This is a genomic window from Enterobacter asburiae, assembly GCF_008080435.1.
Classification (GTDB): Bacteria; Pseudomonadota; Gammaproteobacteria; order Enterobacterales; family Enterobacteriaceae; genus Enterobacter; species Enterobacter asburiae_C.
On sequence record NZ_VRKN01000009.1, the window covers coordinates 90,104 to 107,389 of the forward strand.

Sequence of the window (17,286 nt, forward strand, 5' to 3'; positions counted from 1 at the left end):
AGTAAAATTTTCGGGCTTTTAATATGACACCCGGGCTCCGTTCCTCGATGGGGCCCGGTTGTTTTATTCACACAAGAGGATGTTATGGTAACTATTCGTTTAGCTCGTCACGGCGCTAAAAAGCGTCCGTTCTACCAGGTTGTTGTGACTGACAGCCGTAATGCACGCAACGGTCGCTTCATCGAGCGCGTTGGTTTCTTCAACCCACTGGCCTCTGGCGCAGAAGAAGAAACCCGTCTGGATCTGGATCGTATCGCTCACTGGGTTGGCCAGGGCGCTACTGTTTCCGATCGCGTTGCTACGCTGATCAAAGCAGCAAATAAAGCAGCTTAATCTGTCACGGTGGTCATGATGAGCAATAAAGCACCTGTTGAACCGATCGTATTGGGAAAAATGGGTTCTTGCTACGGTATCCGTGGTTGGCTCAGAGTGTTTTCCTCCACTGAAGACGCTGATAGCATTTTTGATTACCAGCCCTGGTTTATCCAGAAAGGCGGTAAGTGGGAAGAGGTCGAGCTGGAAAGCTGGCGTCACCACAATCAGGACATCATCATCAAGCTGAAAGGCGTTGACGATCGTGATGCCGCGAATGCACTGACCAATTGTGAAATTGTCGTGGATTCGTCGCAGTTGCCACAGCTGGAAGAGGGCGACTACTACTGGAAAGACCTTATGGGTTGCCAGGTAGTCACTACCGAAGGCTACAGCCTGGGGAAAGTCATCGATATGATGGAAACCGGGTCAAATGACGTTCTCGTCATTAAGGCAAACCTGAAAGATGCATTTGGCATCAAGGAGCGGTTGGTTCCGTTCCTCGATGGACAGGTTATCAAGAAAGTCGATCTCACTACTCAAACCATTGAAGTAGATTGGGATCCTGGTTTTTAAATTCTCCGGATAAACGGTAAAAGACGGCGCTATGTGGATTGGCATAATTAGCCTGTTTCCTGAAATGTTCCGCGCGATTACCGATTACGGGGTAACTGGCCGGGCAGTAAAGAATGGCCTGCTGAGCATCCAGAGCTGGAGTCCTCGTGACTTTACTCATGACCGGCACCGTACCGTGGACGATCGTCCTTACGGCGGCGGACCGGGGATGCTAATGATGGTGCAACCCTTACGGGACGCCATTCACACAGCAAAAGCCGCGGCAGGTGAAGGCGCAAAGGTGATTTATCTGTCACCTCAGGGACGCAAGCTTGATCAAGCGGGCGTGAGCGAACTGGCGACGAATCAAAAACTGATTCTGGTCTGTGGGCGCTACGAAGGGATAGATGAGCGCGTAATTCAAACCGAGATTGACGAAGAATGGTCTATCGGCGATTACGTTCTCAGCGGTGGTGAGTTACCCGCAATGACGCTGATTGACTCCGTCGCCCGGTTCATTCCGGGGGTTCTGGGCCATGAAGCTTCGGCAACGGAAGATTCCTTTGCCGACGGGTTGCTGGACTGTCCACACTATACTCGTCCTGAAGTGTTAGAAGGGATGGAAGTACCGGCGGTGTTACTGTCTGGAAACCATGCCGAGATACGTCGCTGGCGTTTGAAGCAGTCGCTGGGCCGAACCTGGCTTAGAAGACCTGAACTTCTGGAAAACCTGGCTCTGACTGAAGAGCAAGCAAAGTTGCTGGCCGAGTTCAAAACTGAACACGCGCACCAGCAGCATGAACATGATGGGAAGGCGTAATACGCTCCCGAATATCAGTTTACCCAGGATAAGAGATTAAATTATGAGCAACATTATTAAGCAACTTGAACAAGAGCAGATGAAGCAGGACGTACCTTCCTTCCGTCCAGGTGACACCGTGGAAGTGAAAGTATGGGTTGTTGAAGGTTCCAAAAAACGTCTGCAGGCATTCGAGGGCGTGGTTATCGCTATTCGTAACCGCGGTCTGCACTCTGCATTCACTGTTCGTAAAATTTCCAACGGCGAAGGCGTTGAGCGTGTCTTCCAGACTCACTCTCCGGTAGTTGACAGCATTGCTGTTAAACGTCGTGGCGCTGTACGTAAAGCTAAACTGTACTACCTGCGTGAGCGTACTGGTAAGTCTGCTCGTATTAAAGAGCGTCTGAACTAAGATTCGCTTAAGCGACATCCTGTTAGAAAGGGCTGGCCGAAAGGCTGGCCCTTTTTTTATCCCATTGCACCTCTCGCGTTAACCCTTCTGTCATAAATCATTTACAATACGGCCTCCTGAGTGGAGGGGAAGTGGATAACGTACTGCATCAGCACAACTGGAAACGCGCAGCGGCATTGACCGCACTGTTTGCGATCCTGCTGATCGTGGTGGCGCCGCTGATCTCCGTCTCGTTGCAGAAAGATCCCATGAGCGCCATGCCGGGCATGCATCATGATATGAGCATGATGTCGATGGACGAGCATCATGGCGATATGCCACATTCCATACCTGTCGACCATGCGGAAGCCTGCGGCTACTGCGTGCTGTTAGCGCATGTCCCTGGCGTGATGCTGGCGCTGATCGTCCTGCTCAGCGTGGTGGTGCAGAGGCTTCGCGTTAAGTCGCCGCGCCAGGCGGTCAGCTACTGGCACTTTTTCCCCTGGCTTTACCCTGATACCCGCGCGCCGCCGCGGCAGTCTGCTTTTTCCCTTTAAAAATAAATCGATAACTTACTGCCTTAAAAAGGAAAAGTATGACTACCTGCACTCCGCGCGCGGCATGGGGAAACCTGCTGCGTCGTCTCCATTTCTACGTGGGGCTGTTTGTCGGCCCGTTTATCTTCTTCGCCGCGCTGACCGGTACGCTGTATGTGGCGACCCCGCAGCTGGAGAATGCGCTCTACCGGCACGTGCTACACACGAGTTCCGTGGGCGAGCCGCAGCCGCTGGCGGAACAAATTGCCGTGGCGGAAAAAACCGTTGGATCAGATGTGCGTTTGCACGCCGTGCGTCCCGGACTGGCTGAAGGCGAAACCACCCGCGTGATGTTTGCTGACCCGTCGCTTGGGCCATCGGAGAACCGGGCTATCTTTATTGATCCGGTAAGCCTGGCGGTGCTGGGGGATATGACGGTATACGGCACCAGCGGGATATTACCGCTGCGTCAGACCATTGATTACCTGCATACGTCTCTGATGTTGGGTGACGTCGGGCGACTCTACAGCGAGCTTGCGGCCTCCTGGATGTGGGTTGCCGCGCTGGGCGGTATTGCCCTGTGGTTTTATACCCGACCCAAACGGCGGATCAATAATCGTTTCCAGAATCGGCGTCGCCTGCACGTGACGTTGGGCTGGAGTCTGCTGGGCGGAATGCTGTTGTTCTCAGCAACCGGCCTGACATGGTCCCAGTGGGCAGGGGGGAACGTTGATAAGCTGCGGGCAGAGATGAACTGGCTAACCCCGCAGGTGAACACGACGCTTTCCGGCCAACATGAGATCGTGGATGAACATGCCGAACACTATGGCCATCACGGTGGAATGGGGATGCCGGAAATGGCGATGGATTTGACGCTGTTTGACGGGGTATTAAGCGCTGCCCGTAAAGCAGGGATTGATGCCAACAAACTGGAGATCCGCCCGGCGAAAACGGCGGATCGTGCCTGGACCGTGACGGAAATCGATCGCAGCTGGCCGACCCAGGTCGATGCCGTTGCGGTTGATCCTACTACGATGCAGGTCCTGGACAGAACCCAATTCGAGGATTTCCCGTTAATGGCAAAGCTGACTCGCTGGGGCGTGGATTTCCATATGGGGATCTTATTCGGGCTGGTGAATCAGCTGCTGCTTGTTGCGTTCGGCCTTGCCCTGTGCGTGCTGATCATCTGGGGGTACCGGATGTGGTGGATGCGTCGTCCGGCGCAATCGGTCGTGGATCCAGTGCAGACGCTTTGTCAGAGCTGGCTGGCGCTGTCAGGATGGGGAAGAGGGGTTACGGTGATAATCAGCGTACTGCTGGGGCTGGCCTTGCCGGTCATGGGCGTGAGTCTGGCGCTGCTTGTTCTGGTGGACTGGCTGCGCTGGCGAGCGGCAACCAGGGTGACGCTCGCCGAATCATCCGCTAAATAACCCTATGGCGTGCTGATAACCACTGCGACGCGGCGGTTTTCAGTGCGCCCTTGTGGGGTACTGTTGCTCGCAACTGGGTATTTTTGACCTAATCCCTGCGTGGTGAGATTGCTGCGCGGGATATTTGCGCCCTTAGCCCAGGCATCGGCCACGGCATTGGCGCGTTTTAACGACAGCGCTTCGTTGTAGCTTTCTTCACCGTAATTATCCGTGTGACCGTCCATTCTCGCGTGGTTCAGGCCGGTTTCCGCCAGGCGAGAGGCCATGGATTGGATCTGCGTTTCACTTTCCGGGCGCAGTCTGGCGTCATTTTTATCAAACAGGATAGCGTCCGACATACCAAGTGACCAGTCACCGTTCAGTTCGTTAAAACCATAAGACTTCATCGCCGTAATTTGCTCAGGAGTGAATTTGCCTTCCGGCGGCGACTGACAGCCTGCCAGAACCATTGAGGCCAGTACTATCGGCGCGAAGTAACGTTTTAACATAGTGTATCCTTTCTAACTTATTGTTTTCGTACGCTGGTTTTTAACCTGGTACATGTTGCGGTCAGCCCTCTCCAGTAATGCTTCCACGGAAGCATTTTCCCACGCCAGAGCAAAGCCAATGCTGAGTGACATTGATGCTTTTTGTCCGTTATGAAGATCAAACGGACGGATAAACTGCTGCGAAAGTGCAGCACAAATGTGTTGAACCTCAAGCTCAGAGTGCACGCCGTACAGCACCATGGCGAATTCGTCACCGCCAAGCCGGTATGCCTGGTGACGTTTGTCGCCAAACTCCATCATTCTGCTGGCGACTTCAATCAGCACGCAGTCTCCTGCCGCGTGTCCCCAGGTGTCGTTAATGAACTTAAAATTATCACCGTCGAGGAAGAGCAGGGCCGAGTTCGTTTTGGCAGAAGGGTCGTTCATTAAGGCCGCAATGCTGTTACGAAACGCTGCGCGGTTGGCAAGACCGGTGAGCGGGTCGTGCATGGCGGTACGCAACAGCTGGGCGTTTTTCGCCTGGAGCTTCAGTTGCCACTCCTCCATCTCATCCAGAAGGCTGTTGAAGTCTTCACCAAACTGGTGAAATTCTTCGATACGCCCGTCTTTCACCCGACGGGAGAAGTTGCGGTTAGTGCGAACGTCATGCACGACGTCGGTAATGTTTTGCAGGGCCGTGACCATCCCGTGATGCAAAGACTGGGTAATGGTGAGCGCGACGGCGGTAGCAAAAAGAATGCAGCCGGTCAGAACGGCAAACGACATCCAGATGAAATGGCTGATCAGGCTGTCACGCGCGGTAAGGCGAATTTCACCGATCATCGCGCCGTTATGCATGATGGGCTGCGCAACCGGTACGGGGAAAAGCCAGCGGCTGACCAATGCGCCCAGCGTGTCGTTGTTATCCTCCGGGTTCCAGGACCAGTAGGCAAACCGCTTTTTATGCGCGTTGATAACCTCGGCCTGGGCAAACTGGCCCTGTTTGCCCAGGGCTGCAAGCGTTTCGTTGGCCGCCAGCGAGTCGTTGAACACCAGCGAGGCTTCCAGGCTGTGGCTCATAGTGGCGCCGGTTAATTCGAGATTCTTTTGCGCGTATTGTTTTAAGGTTACGACGGAAGCAAAACAGAGCAACAGCCATATTAATGTCATCGTGATGATGACGCTTATCATGCTGTTTCGCCTCAATGTTCTTTTAAACGTCGGACGCGGCGTTGAAGTGAGATCTTTATCCATGCTGCTTATTCCGTGCAAGCATTAATACATCCGGATTGACTCTTACGCCACTGCGCGTCAGTGCATCCAGGTTGACGGAGAACCGTACCTGGCCGCGATCGATTATCAGGCAAAAGGCACTGCCAATTACACATTCCGGATTTTGCTCTGAGATTAATAGCAATGCTCTGCCCTGATATTGACTTATTAATTCAAGTTGTTTTGCCGGTGATTCAGACCCGAAATAAATCGCATCGCACGTCGCTGCCAGGGCTTCCTGATCGTTACGTACAATAACGGGAGTATAGGGTAACTCGCTATGCCCCTCATCGCCGCTGAGGGCGTGCGTATAGTGAGAAGTGGCGTAGACGCAGAGTTTAGGCTGGCCAGTAAGTGACGGCCATCGCGTATAGCTCACAATGCCTGAGACAATCGAGCGTACCGATTTATCCGTTTCCGTAAGCGTGCCTGCCGACGCAGGGCCCACCATAAGGAACAGCATTAACACCAGAGTGAGTCGGAAAAAAGAGATCAAGAATAAATTTCTCACCAGAATCCGCCACATCGCTCCGGAAATAGATGTCCTTAAGAGTTGCGGGCAGAATACCATTGTTTATCAGAGCCGTCATTATGTCAGAAATAGCCTGAGGCCAACCTAAGCTAAATCCTACTGTTGTTTATTTTCTGGTGGATAAAAATAGCCTTAATTCAGTCTGCTGGAACGCATACTTTCATCCATCCCTTTCTGCCATGACGCACGCAGTTTTGCCGCGTTTTCGACAGTATCGCAACTGGCAGGGAAAGATTTACCGGCTAATCCCCAGGCATGAATAAACCCTTCTTCGCAGACTTTCTTCTGACCATCGGCATAGCCGCGAAGATATTCACTACGATCAACATGTGTGTCGTTAAAACTATCGGCCAGGGCCTGGTTATCTTTAACCGGCAGGCCATTCATGGCGTCTTCTTTACCTGCATCAAACCAGGATGGGCTGGTCCAGTCGGGCTGGAAGGTGTAAGGATTGATCTGACAGCCCGTTAAAAACAGCGACAACAGCGCGAGAGCAATTGAACGCATAGCCATTCTCCTTTTTTCTTCAGCATAGCCTGGCTAAAGAAAATCTGTCTGTAATTTAAAGTTTACGTTTTTACCGGCTTATTTTTGCAATAAATTGGCTTGTGTAAACTAATGTGTACGTATTTTGGATTGAAATGTTTACTTTTTATGGTATCGTGGTTTCACCTCATTGAGGAAAACAACTATCGCAAACGAGCTTTACAGGATCGCCATCATGCAAAAAGACGCGCTGAACAACGTACATATCACTGACGAACAGGTTTTAATCACTCCGGATCAACTGAAAGCGGAATTTCCGCTGAGCGTCGCGCAGGAGGCTCAGATCGAGCACTCGCGCCAGACCATTTCTGACATTATCGCCGGCCGCGATCCGCGCCTGCTGGTGGTATGCGGTCCTTGCTCCATTCACGATCCTGAAACCGCCATTGAGTATGCTCGTCGATTTAAAGCATTAGCGGAGGAGGTCAGCGATAGCCTCTATCTGGTGATGCGCGTCTATTTTGAGAAGCCACGTACTACCGTCGGCTGGAAAGGGTTGATTAACGATCCGCACATGGATGGCTCGTTTGATGTGGAAGCAGGCCTGAAGATTGCGCGTCGCCTGCTGGTCGAGTTGGTCAGCATGGGGCTGCCGCTGGCAACCGAAGCGCTGGATCCGAACAGCCCGCAGTACCTGGGCGATCTGTTCAGCTGGTCCGCGATTGGTGCGCGTACCACGGAATCGCAAACCCACCGCGAGATGGCGTCGGGTCTGTCGATGCCGGTTGGCTTTAAAAACGGTACCGATGGCAGCCTGGCGACGGCGATCAACGCCATGCGCGCTGCCGCCATGCCGCACCGTTTCGTCGGTATCAATCAGGCAGGCCAGGTATGTCTCCTGCAAACGCAGGGCAACCCGGACGGCCATGTGATCCTGCGCGGCGGGAAAGCACCTAACTACAGCCCGGCGGACGTGGCGCAGTGTGAAAAAGAGATGGAGCAGGCGGGACTGCGCCCGGCACTGATGGTAGATTGCAGTCATGGTAATTCGAATAAAGATTACCGTCGCCAGCCTGCGGTTGCGGAGTCCGTGGTCGCACAGATCAAAGATGGCAACCGTTCGATTATCGGTTTGATGATTGAGAGCAATATTCATGAAGGCAATCAATCATCTGAACAACCGCGCAGTGCAATGAAGCACGGCGTCTCCGTGACGGATGCCTGCATCAACTGGGAGACGACCGATGCGCTGCTGCGTGAGATCCACAAAGATTTGAACGGCCAGCTGGCGACGCGTCTGGCTTAAGAGGTTAGTTATGGTTGCTGAATTGACCGCACTGCGCGATCAAATTGATGAAGTGGATAAGGCGCTGCTGGATCTGCTGGCGCGCCGCATGGCGCTGGTTGCCGAAGTGGGTGAGGTGAAAAGCAAATACGGCCTGCCGATTTACGTCCCGGAGCGCGAAGCCTCAATGCTGGCCTCCCGTCGTAAAGAGGCGCAGGCGCTGGGCGTTTCACCGGATTTGATTGAAGATGTTCTGCGTCGCGTGATGCGGGAATCCTATTCCAGCGAAAACGACAAGGGCTTCAAAACCCTTTGTCCGTCGTTGCGTCCGGTGGTGATTGTCGGTGGTGCAGGACAGATGGGGCGTCTGTTTGAAAAAATGCTGACGCTGTCTGGCTATCAGGTGCGCATTCTGGAAAAAGAGGGCTGGGCGCATGCTCCGGAACTCATGAAAGATGCCGGGATGGTTATCGTCAGCGTGCCGATCCACGTGACGGAGCAGATCATCGGAAAGCTTCCTCCTTTACCGAAAGATTGTATCCTGGTGGATCTGGCCTCCGTCAAAAATGGTCCGCTGCAGGCAATGCTGGCAGCACATACGGGCCCGGTGCTGGGTCTGCACCCGATGTTTGGCCCGGACAGCGGCAGCCTGGCTAAGCAGGTGGTGGTTTACTGCGACGGTCGCCAGCCGGAAGCCTATCAGTGGTTCCTGGAACAGATTCAGGTCTGGGGCGCGCGGCTGCACCGTATCAGCGCGGTCGAGCACGATCAGAACATGGCGTTCATTCAGGCGCTGCGCCACTTTGCGACGTTTGCCTACGGTCTGCATCTGGCGGAAGAGAACGTGCAGCTTGAACAGCTGCTGGCACTCTCTTCACCTATTTATCGTCTGGAGCTGGCGATGGTCGGGCGACTGTTTGCTCAGGATCCGCAGCTTTACGCGGACATTATTATGTCCTCCGAGAACAACCTGGCGCTCATCAAGCGTTACTATCAGCGCTTTGGTGAAGCCATTACGCTGCTGGAGCACGGAGACAAGCAGGCGTTTATCGACAGCTTCCGCAAGGTCGAGCACTGGTTTGGCGATTACGCGCAGCGTTTCCAGAGCGAGAGCCGGACGCTGTTGCGCCAGGCAAATGACAGTCGCCAGTAATGCGATGATGTATATACTGAAAGCCAGCAATGCTGGCTTTTTTTATTTTGGGGAACTGTCATGGCCGAACCGCAGCTGCTGTTGAATTACACCGGGCATCTGCCTGAATGCCCGACATGGAGTGCAGAAGAGCATGCGCTCTACTGGGCCGATATTCTGGAAGGGGAGATCCACCGCTACCATCTGCCAACGGCAGAACACACCGTGCTCTCTTTTCATGAGGAGGTGGGCTGTTTCGCGCTGCGCGAGCGCGGCGGATTTATCGTCGCCATGCGTAATGGTATCTGGCTTACCGATAAGCATGGCCTCCTGCAGCGCAAGGTGTGCGATAACCCCTCTAACCCGCAGCTTGCACGTTTTAATGATGGCGGCACCGATTCTCTGGGGCGGTTCTACGCGGGCACGTTTTGGGGGCCGGGAGATTACAACGGTGCCCTGCTGATGCGCATCGACAACACCCTGGAGCCGAGAGTGATCCAGTGTGATATTCACGGGCACAATGGTTTAGCGTTTAGTCCGGATAAGCAGTGGATGTTTACCTCAGACACGCCAAACGGCGTTATTTACCGTACGCCGCTTGATGAACAGGGCGAACCCGGCAGGCGTGAGGTCTTTCGTCAGTTTAAAGAGGGCGAAGGGATACCGGACGGCGCGGCGATGGATGTGGAAGGCTGCTACTGGAGCGCGCTGTTTGACGGCTGGCGTATTGCGCGTTTTTCTCCGCAAGGAGAGCAACTGGAAGAATACCGCATGCCGGTACGTTGTCCGACGATGGTCTGTTTTGGCGGCGATGACATGAAAACGCTGTTTATTACCACCACGCGGGAAAATATGGATGCGGAGGAGGTGGCGAAGTATCCCCTCTCCGGCGCCATCTTCACCCTGCCGGTGAGCGTGGCAGGGATGAAGAAAAGCCGCTTTATCGAACGTTAGATCGGATCGACCGGGACGACGTTTTCGCTTGGATAGCAGCCCAGTACTTTCATGGAACGCGTGATCTCGCCCAGTTCACGCAGGGCTTTCTGCATGGAAGCAGACTCGAGGTTGGCCTGGATATCGAGGTAGAACATCTCTTCCCACGGGTTACCGTGGATTGGGCGTGATTCCAGCCTGGTCATGATCAGGTTGTGGTTACGCAGCACCAGCAGGGCTTCAACCAGCGCGCCAGCCTGTTGGCCGGTGGCCATCAGCAGCGTGGTTTTGGCTGGCACCTGGTCTGACACATTGATTGCCTTGCGGGCCAGCACCACGAAGCGGGTGATATTTTGCGTCTGGTTCGCCAGGTTGCGTTCCAGCACCTGTAAACCATACAGCGCGCCGCCCGCTTCGCTGCCGAGTGCAGCGACGGTTGAGGAGTTAGCCTGCGCCACTTTTTCCATCGCCGCCGAGGTGCTTTCGGTGTACTCAATTTTCCAGTTCGGATAGCGGTTCAGGAACTGGCTGCACTGCTGGAACGGCTGCGGATGACTGTAGACCGTTTCGATCGTGCTCAGGTCGGTTGAGCCGGAGACCAGCACGCAGTGATCGATAGGGATCGTCAGTTCGCCAACCAGCGATAGGCTGGTATGCTGCAGCAAATCGTAGACGTCGTTGATGGCGCCGGAACTGGTGTTCTCAATAGGCACGACGGCGTAATCCGCCTGGCCGGTCTCAACCTGATTAAAAATGTCGGCAAACTTCGCACAGCCGCTCTCGATAAATTCTTCGAAATGGCGTGCGGCATACTGACGTGCGGCCAGGTGAGAATAAGAGCCCTTCGGACCGAGGAAGGCGATACGCGCAGAGTGCGGATTGGTTTTGTTCAGATGCTGCTGGAGTAATGCTTGCTGGGTGAGAACGGAATCTTCGATGATAAGCTGGAACAACCGGGTGATGTAGTGGGCATCAAGATGATGCGCTTTCCCGAGCTGGATCAGACGCTCCAGCAGATCGCGCTCGCGGTCGATATCACGTACCGGGCGATGGGAATCCAGCTTGGCTTTGCCCACTTCAACGGCAAGGGCGCGGCGTTCGGCCAGCAGCGCCAGTAATTTCTCGTCCAGCGCGCTGATTTTTACGCGCAGATCCAGTAACGGGTTTTCCGGTGTCATAGTGTTGCCTGTCTCATTTTATCGTTATCAATAAAAAAGGCCCCCCGGTGTGGGAGGCCTTGTTGTTCGTCTTCGCATTCTTTATCACACGACGAAACGCCTCCCAGTCAGGGGAAGGTAAAAAAGAATGCGAAGAAGAACGGCGTGAGTTTCATAAAGTCATCCTGTGATTGATACCGTTAAAGTACCCGTACTGTTTTCACCCTGTCAATAAAAAACAAAAAACGCGCCCGAAGGTGCGTTAAAAGGGGCTGTCAGATAAGGCGCTCAACGTAGGATCAATACGTTACGAGCGCCTTATTGTGCCTAATACACCCTAAAATGACCTAGTCGGTGGACATTATGTGGACGCGCCCACGCATAGGGTTAAAGCGTATGGCATCGGTCAAATAGTCGGGTGCAAAGTGCGCATACACCATTGTTTGTTCAATTTTCGTATGCCCCAAAATCCTTTGCAGCGTGATTATGTTGCCGCCATTAATCATGAAGTGGGTCGCAAAAGTGTGGCGGAAAACATGAACTGCCTGACCTTTTGGGAGGTCAGGTTTAATTTTGCGCAATACCTTGCGTACGCGATCATAACTTGTATCGAACAGCCTCCCGGATTTTCTCGTCAGAATGTAATCGGCAACTTCCTGAGATATCGGAACGGTGCGGGCTGGTCCGGTTTTTGTCTTCACAAAATTAACCCTGTTCTTGATCACATTCCTGCCATCCAGCTTGCTGGCCTCCCCCCACCTTGCCCCTGTGTTGAGGCTAAGAACGACAACACGGCGATCATCATCCGTGAGTTCACTGGAACTCAGAAGCACTTGTGTTTCCTCTTCTGACAGAAAGGCCATTTCTGTATTTTCCAGCCGTAACTTGCGTACGTTATGGAAGGGGTTATCGTGATGGAACTCTTCCATATCAATCAGGAGTGTAAACATGCTGGATATAACGCAGAAATCTCGGTTAACCGTTCCTGCTGATACTCCGCTATGTAACCTGTCAGCGCGATACTTCATCAAAAAGTTGCGGGTCAGCTCGTACACACGCGGTTCACCCATTTCACGATTGATTTTCTCCAGGCGTTTTCTGTATGAATCGCCGTAATTGTGGTTCTTCCCGTGGTAGCTCCACCATAACGAAATCAACTCTGAAACAAGTCTTCTGTCCGCAGGTTTGTCCTGCCATTCTTTATCGTGAAAGTTTGTCAGTACGTACCGCTCGTACGCCTGCGCTTCGGCCTTCCTGTCAAATTTGCGTCGGATCCTTCTTCCTGAGGTTCCGCGCGGTCTAACGTCCACTTCAAAACGACCATCATCAAGCTTCTTAATCGACATAGCGAAGCCCTCCGATGTATGAATCATTATGTAAATTTTGCGCTAACGCATAGAAAAAACAGATGTTTAACCAGTTTTCTGGACGGAGCGGGGTGATGTTGTGTTGTCGTGCCCATCAGGGGAGAGAGACGGGGATACCTGCCCCGCGATTGGTGCAGTTTTATCTGTCATTAACCAGAGTGTGTATTTTTCAAACATTGGTACCTCAATAACACTTTCTAAAACTTCTGCTCGTGCTGGCTGATGGCCAGTTTCATATTTTTTAATCGTCCCGAGGGCAACACCAGTAAGCTCTGCAAAAGCTTTCTGAGTCAGCCCCTCTGCTTTCCTAATCGTCCGGAGTTTATCCGCATAATTTCTTGACATGGTTCTTGTGTCGCAACTATGATTGGTTCTTGAGAAAGAACCTTGAAATGAAAACCCTAGTACGCCCTAAAGCGCCCTAGGAACCCAAACTAACGGAGGATACCACAGATGAAGGAGCCAGCAGAAAACGCGCTTTCAGACCTGGTAACGCCAGAGCTTTTTGCTGCTTATATAGGCAAAACACCTGCAGCAATTCGCAAAATGGCCATGGCTGGTAAATTGCCAGTGATACGCATGAAAGACCCTCTGAACCCATCAAAAAAAGGTGGGGAAATTTATATTCATCGGGGGGAATGGGATGCATATGCAGCGCATTTAGCTCAGATTGCCCCACCTGAATGGCATGACTGGAAGAATCGTTTATTCACGGCCGATAAAAGTGCTCGTTAGTAAAATAAATATGATTGGGTCTTATCATGAAAACTAAATACGCCACTCTCATTCGTAGTTTGCTGCAAAATTATCATGCTCAGGCAAAAGCCATAGATAAAGAAACGTTCTCTGTCCACAGCGACGGATTACAGTTAATGGAATTGAATATTCAACTGGCGAAATGCCTTGAGGGAATAACATCTACTGCTCGTTTTAATAATGATAGTGATGATTTTGAAGAACTTCACAAAATCACACTTATGGTGTTTGGTGGGAATATACCAACTGAAAATAATATTTCCGGGCTTATGTCGCTGGCGACTTCCGCATTGAAAAGTAATAACTCGCATCTTAAACCTGTGGCAGCCACCCCACGTTAAGGAACCGATATGAAACATTTAATGATTGACCTTGAAACTATGGATAATAAACCAACTGCGGCTATTACCTCTATTGGTGCTGTCTTTTTCAATCCGGAAACTGGGGAAATGGGCGAGCAGTTTTACCAGCGCGTAAGTCTGGACAGTTGCGTAGAGCATGGCCTGACCATGGGGGCTAGTACGGTGCGTTGGTGGATGCGTCAGGACGAAGCGGCGCGCAACGAAATTCTGAATGAAGATTGCCTGGATTTATCGTTGTCATTAGCGAATCTCGAAGCATTTGTGACGGAGCACTCCGACCCGTCTAAAGTGCAGGTGTGGGGCAATGGCGCAGCGTTCGACAATGTTATCCTCCGCAATGCGGCAGAAAAATGCGGATTTAGTGAACCATTGTGGTTCTTCTGGAATGACAGGGATGTCAGAACAATTGTGGAGCTGTCCAAAAATCTTGGGCTGAACGTCCATAACATTATCCAGTTTCAGGGTGTAAAACATCACGCCTTATATGATGCCATTCATCAGGCTAAAATTGTTTCTTACGTCTGGATGTATCTCGTAAAAATAGCCAGTGTGAAATAACGATGATTACAGTGACCTCTCATGCAAGTGAAAGTGTCATTAACAAGGCATTTTCAGTGCTGTCAGAATATTACAATGGCAAAAAGGTATATCAGGTCATAAAACCGCATCATTATTTTTCTGTGCATGTCTCTTATCGCTGGCGATTGCTGAGCAAAGATAAGGGGCGGCACTGGGAGTTAATGACGCATGAACGATATAACAAACAATACCGAATATAGTTTTTGCCTTTAACACCTTTTTATATCTGGATTAATTATGAATGCCACAATACAGCAGGACGTTGTGCGCCGGCTCGTTCAGGATTTTGAATTCAAGGAACGGGATAAATATTTGCAGCAGGGCGTATGCCCTAAATGCCGTAAACGCGAATTATTCACCAGCATAGAAAAGCCCTGGATCCTGAAGTGTGGCCGCGAAAACAACTGCGGCCATCAGGTGGTTGTTAAAGAGCAGTATCCGGAAATCTTTGAGGACTGGTCAAAGCGCTATCAGGCCACGCCTGAAACCCCACACGCTGCCGCAGAGGCGTATCTGCGAGAGGCGCGGGGGCTCGATACTGAGCCGCTCAAGGATTGCTTTACCCAGGGCGCGTTCGTCAGAGACAACATGGGTTCGGCAACAGTCAAATTTAAGCTGGCGTGTGGTGCGACGTGGGAGCGCATCATAGACCAGCCGCAGCGCTTCGGTAAGCAGAAAGCGAACATCAGAGGCAGCTACGTTGGTCACTGGTGGGTTCCGCCGTCCGTGAACCTGCTGGAAGTGAACGAAATCTGGATCACTGAGGGTATTTTCAACGCGCTGAGTCTGTGCCAGTCGGGTTTACCTGCTGTGGCCACGCTGAGCAGCAACAATTACCCACTGGCGGCGCTGGATACCCTGGCCAAAGAGCTGGGCGAGAAACCCCGCCCACGCCTGATATGGGCGTTTGATGGTGACAGAGCCGGCACTAAACACACTCTGGCCTTTGCTGCACGTAGCGAGGAAGCCGGCTGGAAGGTTCGCGCGGCGCAGCCGGTGAAGTCATCCTCCAATCTGGACTGGAATGACCTGTTGTTACGTGGCCGGTTCAGCAAATCGGACATCAAAAATTATCGCTACTATGGCGATATTCTGCTGGCGAAAAGCCCAACGGAGAAAGCGCTGCTCATGCATCAGCATAATGAGTGGCATTCGTTCTATTTTGAGCATAACTCCCGCATGTACTGGTTTGAGCTGGATCTGGATCGGTACATGCGAGCCTATGAGCGAATCACCAATACCGGTACTGAAGTGGTGATGGAGTGGGAAGCCAAAGAACGGGCGGTTAAAGAGTCAGGGGGCGTGACCGAAATAGCCAACTGCTGGCTGACGCCGCTTTACTTTCAGCGATCTGAACCTACGGACGAGTCCTGGTATTACGTGAAGGTCAATATGCCTAACCGGCCAGCCGTGAAAGACACCTTCACGGCCAATCAGCTCACCAGCTCCGCCGAGTTCAAAAAGCGATTGCTGCACATCGCCAAAGGGGCGGTATACACCGGCAGTACCAAACAGCTGGATAAGTTCATCCAGATGCGTCTCCCGGAAATCAAAGAAGTTAAGACGCAGAATTTCATCGGCTACAACAAAGATTATGCTGCCTGGTTGTTTAACCGTGTGGCCGTGTGTGAAGGCCGGCTGTATGAGATGAATGACGAGGATTATTTCGAAATCAACAGCGCCAGCGTCAAGAGCCTGAGCCTCACACCGTCGCTGGATCTGAATCCGAAGCTGAACGAATTTACCACGGGTTGGGTTGACGATATCTGGACGGCATTTGGTGAAAAAGGGTATGTGGCGCTGGCGTTCTGGCTGGGGTCGCTGTTTGCTGAGCAAATCCGCGAGCGTGACAAGTCTTTCCCGTTCCTTGAAATTGTGGGCGAACCCGGCACAGGTAAATCCACGCTGATTGAATTTCTCTGGAAGCTCGCCGGCCGTGAAGAATATGAAGGGTTTGACCCGTCAAAATCGACCGCTGCCGCGCGCGGCCGTAACTTTGCACAGGTCGGAAATCTGCCGGTTGTATTGATTGAAGGGGACCGCACCACAGATAACGCCAAACAACGCGCTTTCGACTGGGACGAGCTGAAATCACTGTATAACGGCCGCGCCTCCCGTGCCGTGGGTATCAAATCGAACAATAACGAGACCTACGAGCCGCCTTTCAGGGGCAGCATAGTGATAGCACAGAATGCCGACACGGACGGCAGCAAGGCGTTTCTGGAGCGTATTATCCATATCTATACCGACAAACGTGGCCAGTCCATCCAGACCCGCTATGCCGCCGAACGCCTTGAGCAGATACCTGTCAGCCAGGTATCCGGTTTTACGCTGCTGGCCACCATGCGCGAAAAAGAAATCATGGAAGCGTTTGGCCGGGGCTACGAACGCGCCCGTGGTGAACTGGAGACTAATACCAATATTCGCCATATTCGTGTCGCCAAAAACCACGCGCAGCTGGTCGGTTTACTGGAAGCGCTGGCGCTGGTTGTGCCGGTACCGGTGGAACGTATTGAGAAGACCCGCGAGGCCATTACCGCGCTGGCCGTGGAACGTTGCCAGGCACTTAAAAAGGATCACCCACTGGTGCAGGAGTTCTGGGAGCTGTTTGACTACCTCGACGAACTGGCACCGCACGGCATTAACCATTCCTCTGATGAAGGGGAAATTGCGGTGAACTTTAACCATCTGGAAGAGGTTGCCGCTGCACACCGGCAGCGTATTCCGTTTACGTTAACCGAGATTAAAAAGCTGCTTAAAAACGGCAATGAGCGCCGTTTTATCGACACCAAAACTACGCGCAGCATGGTGAGTGAGCGTCACAACCGCGGCAAAGGTGAAATGCAACGAATGCCGGAAACCTTCCGGTGCTGGATTTTTAAACGAAACTAAATGCGTTGTGTTTATCTCTTGCATTTGAAAAACTGTGACATAA

The 17,286-nt window shown here is 52.3% G+C and carries 22 protein-coding genes and 1 other annotated feature; of the genes, 14 read left to right on the plus strand and 8 right to left on the minus strand.

The window, feature by feature from the left end; translation table 11 throughout:
* The first annotated feature begins 84 nt into the window (after positions 1-84).
* From rpsP to FU672_RS17290, 6 genes are all read left to right on the plus strand, one after another.
* The gene (gene rpsP / locus FU672_RS17265) at positions 85-333 is read left to right on the plus strand and encodes a 30S ribosomal protein S16 (protein WP_022649067.1); all 249 of its coding nucleotides are present in this window, start codon (positions 85-87) and stop codon (positions 331-333) included.
* A gap of 15 nt (positions 334-348) precedes the next feature.
* The gene (gene rimM, locus FU672_RS17270) at positions 349-888 is read left to right on the plus strand and encodes a ribosome maturation factor RimM (protein WP_029741020.1); all 540 of its coding nucleotides are present in this window, start codon (positions 349-351) and stop codon (positions 886-888) included.
* 31 nt (positions 889-919) lie between these two features.
* Positions 920-1,687 (plus strand): tRNA (guanosine(37)-N1)-methyltransferase TrmD, encoded by a 768-nt coding sequence (gene trmD, locus FU672_RS17275; protein WP_003863138.1) that lies wholly within the window; start codon positions 920-922, stop codon positions 1,685-1,687.
* 43 nt (positions 1,688-1,730) lie between these two features.
* Entirely contained in the window at positions 1,731-2,078 is a 348-nt protein-coding gene (gene rplS, locus FU672_RS17280; protein WP_002914145.1) for a 50S ribosomal protein L19, read from the plus strand.
* A 131-nt stretch (positions 2,079-2,209) separates the two neighbouring features.
* A complete protein-coding gene (locus FU672_RS17285; RefSeq protein ID WP_148244166.1) occupies positions 2,210-2,614 on the plus strand; it encodes a DUF2946 domain-containing protein in 405 nt (134 codons plus the stop codon).
* A 38-nt stretch (positions 2,615-2,652) separates the two neighbouring features.
* A complete protein-coding gene (locus FU672_RS17290; protein ID WP_148244167.1) occupies positions 2,653-4,023 on the plus strand; it encodes a PepSY-associated TM helix domain-containing protein in 1,371 nt (456 codons plus the stop codon).
* Between the two features lie 2 nt (positions 4,024-4,025).
* On the opposite strand, the gene FU672_RS17295 is transcribed toward FU672_RS17290, so the two are convergent.
* The 4 genes from FU672_RS17295 to FU672_RS17310 all read right to left on the minus strand — a co-directional run bounded on the left by FU672_RS17295 (position 4,026) and on the right by FU672_RS17310 (position 6,801).
* Positions 4,026-4,511, minus strand: a complete 486-nt coding sequence (locus FU672_RS17295; protein ID WP_148244168.1) for an OmpA family protein — start codon at positions 4,509-4,511, stop codon at positions 4,026-4,028.
* A gap of 12 nt (positions 4,512-4,523) precedes the next feature.
* Positions 4,524-5,744 (minus strand): diguanylate cyclase DgcN/YfiN, encoded by a 1,221-nt coding sequence (gene dgcN / locus FU672_RS17300; RefSeq protein ID WP_148244169.1) that lies wholly within the window; start codon positions 5,742-5,744, stop codon positions 4,524-4,526.
* Positions 5,737-6,288, minus strand: coding sequence for a regulatory sequestration protein YfiR (gene yfiR, locus FU672_RS17305; protein ID WP_262349026.1), 552 nt, complete (start codon positions 6,286-6,288; stop codon positions 5,737-5,739). Before yfiR ends, dgcN begins: the two co-directional genes overlap by 8 nt.
* Positions 6,289-6,426: 138 nt before the next feature.
* Entirely contained in the window at positions 6,427-6,801 is a 375-nt protein-coding gene (locus FU672_RS17310; RefSeq protein ID WP_148244171.1) for a DUF2799 domain-containing protein, read from the minus strand.
* 214 nt (positions 6,802-7,015) lie between these two features.
* Between FU672_RS17310 and aroF the strand changes: the two genes are divergently transcribed.
* Genes aroF through FU672_RS17325 form a run of 3 tightly spaced genes read left to right on the plus strand, consistent with a single transcriptional unit; the run spans position 7,016 to position 10,151 of the window.
* Positions 7,016-8,086, plus strand: coding sequence for a 3-deoxy-7-phosphoheptulonate synthase AroF (aroF, locus tag FU672_RS17315; RefSeq protein WP_126329449.1), 1,071 nt, complete (start codon positions 7,016-7,018; stop codon positions 8,084-8,086).
* Between the two features lie 10 nt (positions 8,087-8,096).
* On the plus strand, positions 8,097-9,218 hold the full coding sequence (gene tyrA / locus FU672_RS17320; RefSeq protein WP_148244172.1) for a bifunctional chorismate mutase/prephenate dehydrogenase: 1,122 nt from the start codon (positions 8,097-8,099) through the stop codon (positions 9,216-9,218).
* 60 nt (positions 9,219-9,278) lie between these two features.
* Entirely contained in the window at positions 9,279-10,151 is an 873-nt protein-coding gene (locus tag FU672_RS17325; RefSeq protein ID WP_148244173.1) for an SMP-30/gluconolactonase/LRE family protein, read from the plus strand.
* Here the strand turns inward: FU672_RS17325 and pheA are convergent.
* The 4 genes from pheA to FU672_RS17345 all read right to left on the minus strand — a co-directional run bounded on the left by pheA (position 10,148) and on the right by FU672_RS17345 (position 12,999).
* Complete coding sequence (gene pheA / locus FU672_RS17330) at positions 10,148-11,308, minus strand: bifunctional chorismate mutase/prephenate dehydratase (RefSeq protein WP_148244174.1); 1,161 nt, start codon at positions 11,306-11,308, stop codon at positions 10,148-10,150. The two genes, FU672_RS17325 and pheA, sit on opposite strands and share 4 nt — an antisense overlap.
* Positions 11,309-11,338: 30 nt before the next feature.
* Positions 11,339-11,464, minus strand: a sequence feature (Phe leader region).
* Complete coding sequence (gene pheL / locus FU672_RS17335) at positions 11,416-11,463, minus strand: pheA operon leader peptide PheL (protein WP_100249759.1); 48 nt, start codon at positions 11,461-11,463, stop codon at positions 11,416-11,418. (Overlaps the previous feature by 48 nt.)
* 170 nt (positions 11,465-11,634) lie before the next feature.
* Positions 11,635-12,633 (minus strand): phage integrase, encoded by a 999-nt coding sequence (locus FU672_RS17340; RefSeq protein WP_187360823.1) that lies wholly within the window; start codon positions 12,631-12,633, stop codon positions 11,635-11,637.
* A 66-nt stretch (positions 12,634-12,699) separates the two neighbouring features.
* Positions 12,700-12,999, minus strand: coding sequence for a helix-turn-helix domain-containing protein (locus FU672_RS17345; RefSeq protein ID WP_148244176.1), 300 nt, complete (start codon positions 12,997-12,999; stop codon positions 12,700-12,702).
* Between the two features lie 108 nt (positions 13,000-13,107).
* On the opposite strand from FU672_RS17345, the gene FU672_RS17350 reads away from it, so the two are divergent.
* From FU672_RS17350 to FU672_RS17370, 5 genes are read left to right on the plus strand one after another with little or no spacing between them, the layout of a single operon-like run.
* Positions 13,108-13,389 carry a Cox family DNA-binding protein gene (locus tag FU672_RS17350; RefSeq protein WP_148244177.1) on the plus strand — a complete coding sequence of 94 codons (282 nt, stop codon included), beginning with the start codon at positions 13,108-13,110 and terminating at the stop codon, positions 13,387-13,389.
* A gap of 26 nt (positions 13,390-13,415) precedes the next feature.
* Positions 13,416-13,751 carry a hypothetical protein gene (locus tag FU672_RS17355; RefSeq protein WP_148244178.1) on the plus strand — a complete coding sequence of 112 codons (336 nt, stop codon included), beginning with the start codon at positions 13,416-13,418 and terminating at the stop codon, positions 13,749-13,751.
* A 9-nt stretch (positions 13,752-13,760) separates the two neighbouring features.
* Positions 13,761-14,330, plus strand: a complete 570-nt coding sequence (locus FU672_RS17360) for a 3'-5' exonuclease (RefSeq protein WP_148244179.1) — start codon at positions 13,761-13,763, stop codon at positions 14,328-14,330.
* A gap of 2 nt (positions 14,331-14,332) precedes the next feature.
* Positions 14,333-14,551 carry a ParE family toxin-like protein gene (locus FU672_RS25580; protein WP_086626628.1) on the plus strand — a complete coding sequence of 73 codons (219 nt, stop codon included), beginning with the start codon at positions 14,333-14,335 and terminating at the stop codon, positions 14,549-14,551.
* 37 nt (positions 14,552-14,588) lie between these two features.
* The gene (locus FU672_RS17370) at positions 14,589-17,243 is read left to right on the plus strand and encodes a toprim domain-containing protein (protein ID WP_148244180.1); all 2,655 of its coding nucleotides are present in this window, start codon (positions 14,589-14,591) and stop codon (positions 17,241-17,243) included.
* Positions 17,244-17,286 lie beyond the last annotated feature (43 nt).

Bases quoted from the DNA above. Each gene is read 5' to 3' on its own strand.
- rpsP (WP_022649067.1), top strand. From the start codon at position 85: ATGGTAACTATTCGTTTAGCTCGTCACGGCGCTAAAAAGCGTCCGTTC.
- rimM (WP_029741020.1), top strand. From the start codon at position 349: ATGATGAGCAATAAAGCACCTGTTGAACCGATCGTATTGGGAAAAATG.
- trmD (WP_003863138.1), top strand. From the start codon at position 920: ATGTGGATTGGCATAATTAGCCTGTTTCCTGAAATGTTCCGCGCGATT.
- rplS (WP_002914145.1), top strand. From the start codon at position 1,731: ATGAGCAACATTATTAAGCAACTTGAACAAGAGCAGATGAAGCAGGAC.
- FU672_RS17290 (WP_148244167.1), top strand. From the start codon at position 2,653: ATGACTACCTGCACTCCGCGCGCGGCATGGGGAAACCTGCTGCGTCGT.
- FU672_RS17295 (WP_148244168.1), bottom strand. From the start codon at position 4,511: ATGTTAAAACGTTACTTCGCGCCGATAGTACTGGCCTCAATGGTTCTG.
- dgcN (WP_148244169.1), bottom strand. From the start codon at position 5,744: ATGGATAAAGATCTCACTTCAACGCCGCGTCCGACGTTTAAAAGAACA.
- yfiR (WP_262349026.1), bottom strand. From the start codon at position 6,288: ATGTGGCGGATTCTGGTGAGAAATTTATTCTTGATCTCTTTTTTCCGA.
- FU672_RS17310 (WP_148244171.1), bottom strand. From the start codon at position 6,801: ATGCGTTCAATTGCTCTCGCGCTGTTGTCGCTGTTTTTAACGGGCTGT.
- aroF (WP_126329449.1), top strand. From the start codon at position 7,016: ATGCAAAAAGACGCGCTGAACAACGTACATATCACTGACGAACAGGTT.
- tyrA (WP_148244172.1), top strand. From the start codon at position 8,097: ATGGTTGCTGAATTGACCGCACTGCGCGATCAAATTGATGAAGTGGAT.
- FU672_RS17325 (WP_148244173.1), top strand. From the start codon at position 9,279: ATGGCCGAACCGCAGCTGCTGTTGAATTACACCGGGCATCTGCCTGAA.
- pheA (WP_148244174.1), bottom strand. From the start codon at position 11,308: ATGACACCGGAAAACCCGTTACTGGATCTGCGCGTAAAAATCAGCGCG.
- FU672_RS17340 (WP_187360823.1), bottom strand. From the start codon at position 12,633: ATGTCGATTAAGAAGCTTGATGATGGTCGTTTTGAAGTGGACGTTAGA.
- FU672_RS17345 (WP_148244176.1), bottom strand. From the start codon at position 12,999: ATGTCAAGAAATTATGCGGATAAACTCCGGACGATTAGGAAAGCAGAG.
- FU672_RS17350 (WP_148244177.1), top strand. From the start codon at position 13,108: ATGAAGGAGCCAGCAGAAAACGCGCTTTCAGACCTGGTAACGCCAGAG.
- FU672_RS17355 (WP_148244178.1), top strand. From the start codon at position 13,416: ATGAAAACTAAATACGCCACTCTCATTCGTAGTTTGCTGCAAAATTAT.
- FU672_RS17360 (WP_148244179.1), top strand. From the start codon at position 13,761: ATGAAACATTTAATGATTGACCTTGAAACTATGGATAATAAACCAACT.
- FU672_RS25580 (WP_086626628.1), top strand. From the start codon at position 14,333: ATGATTACAGTGACCTCTCATGCAAGTGAAAGTGTCATTAACAAGGCA.
- FU672_RS17370 (WP_148244180.1), top strand. From the start codon at position 14,589: ATGAATGCCACAATACAGCAGGACGTTGTGCGCCGGCTCGTTCAGGAT.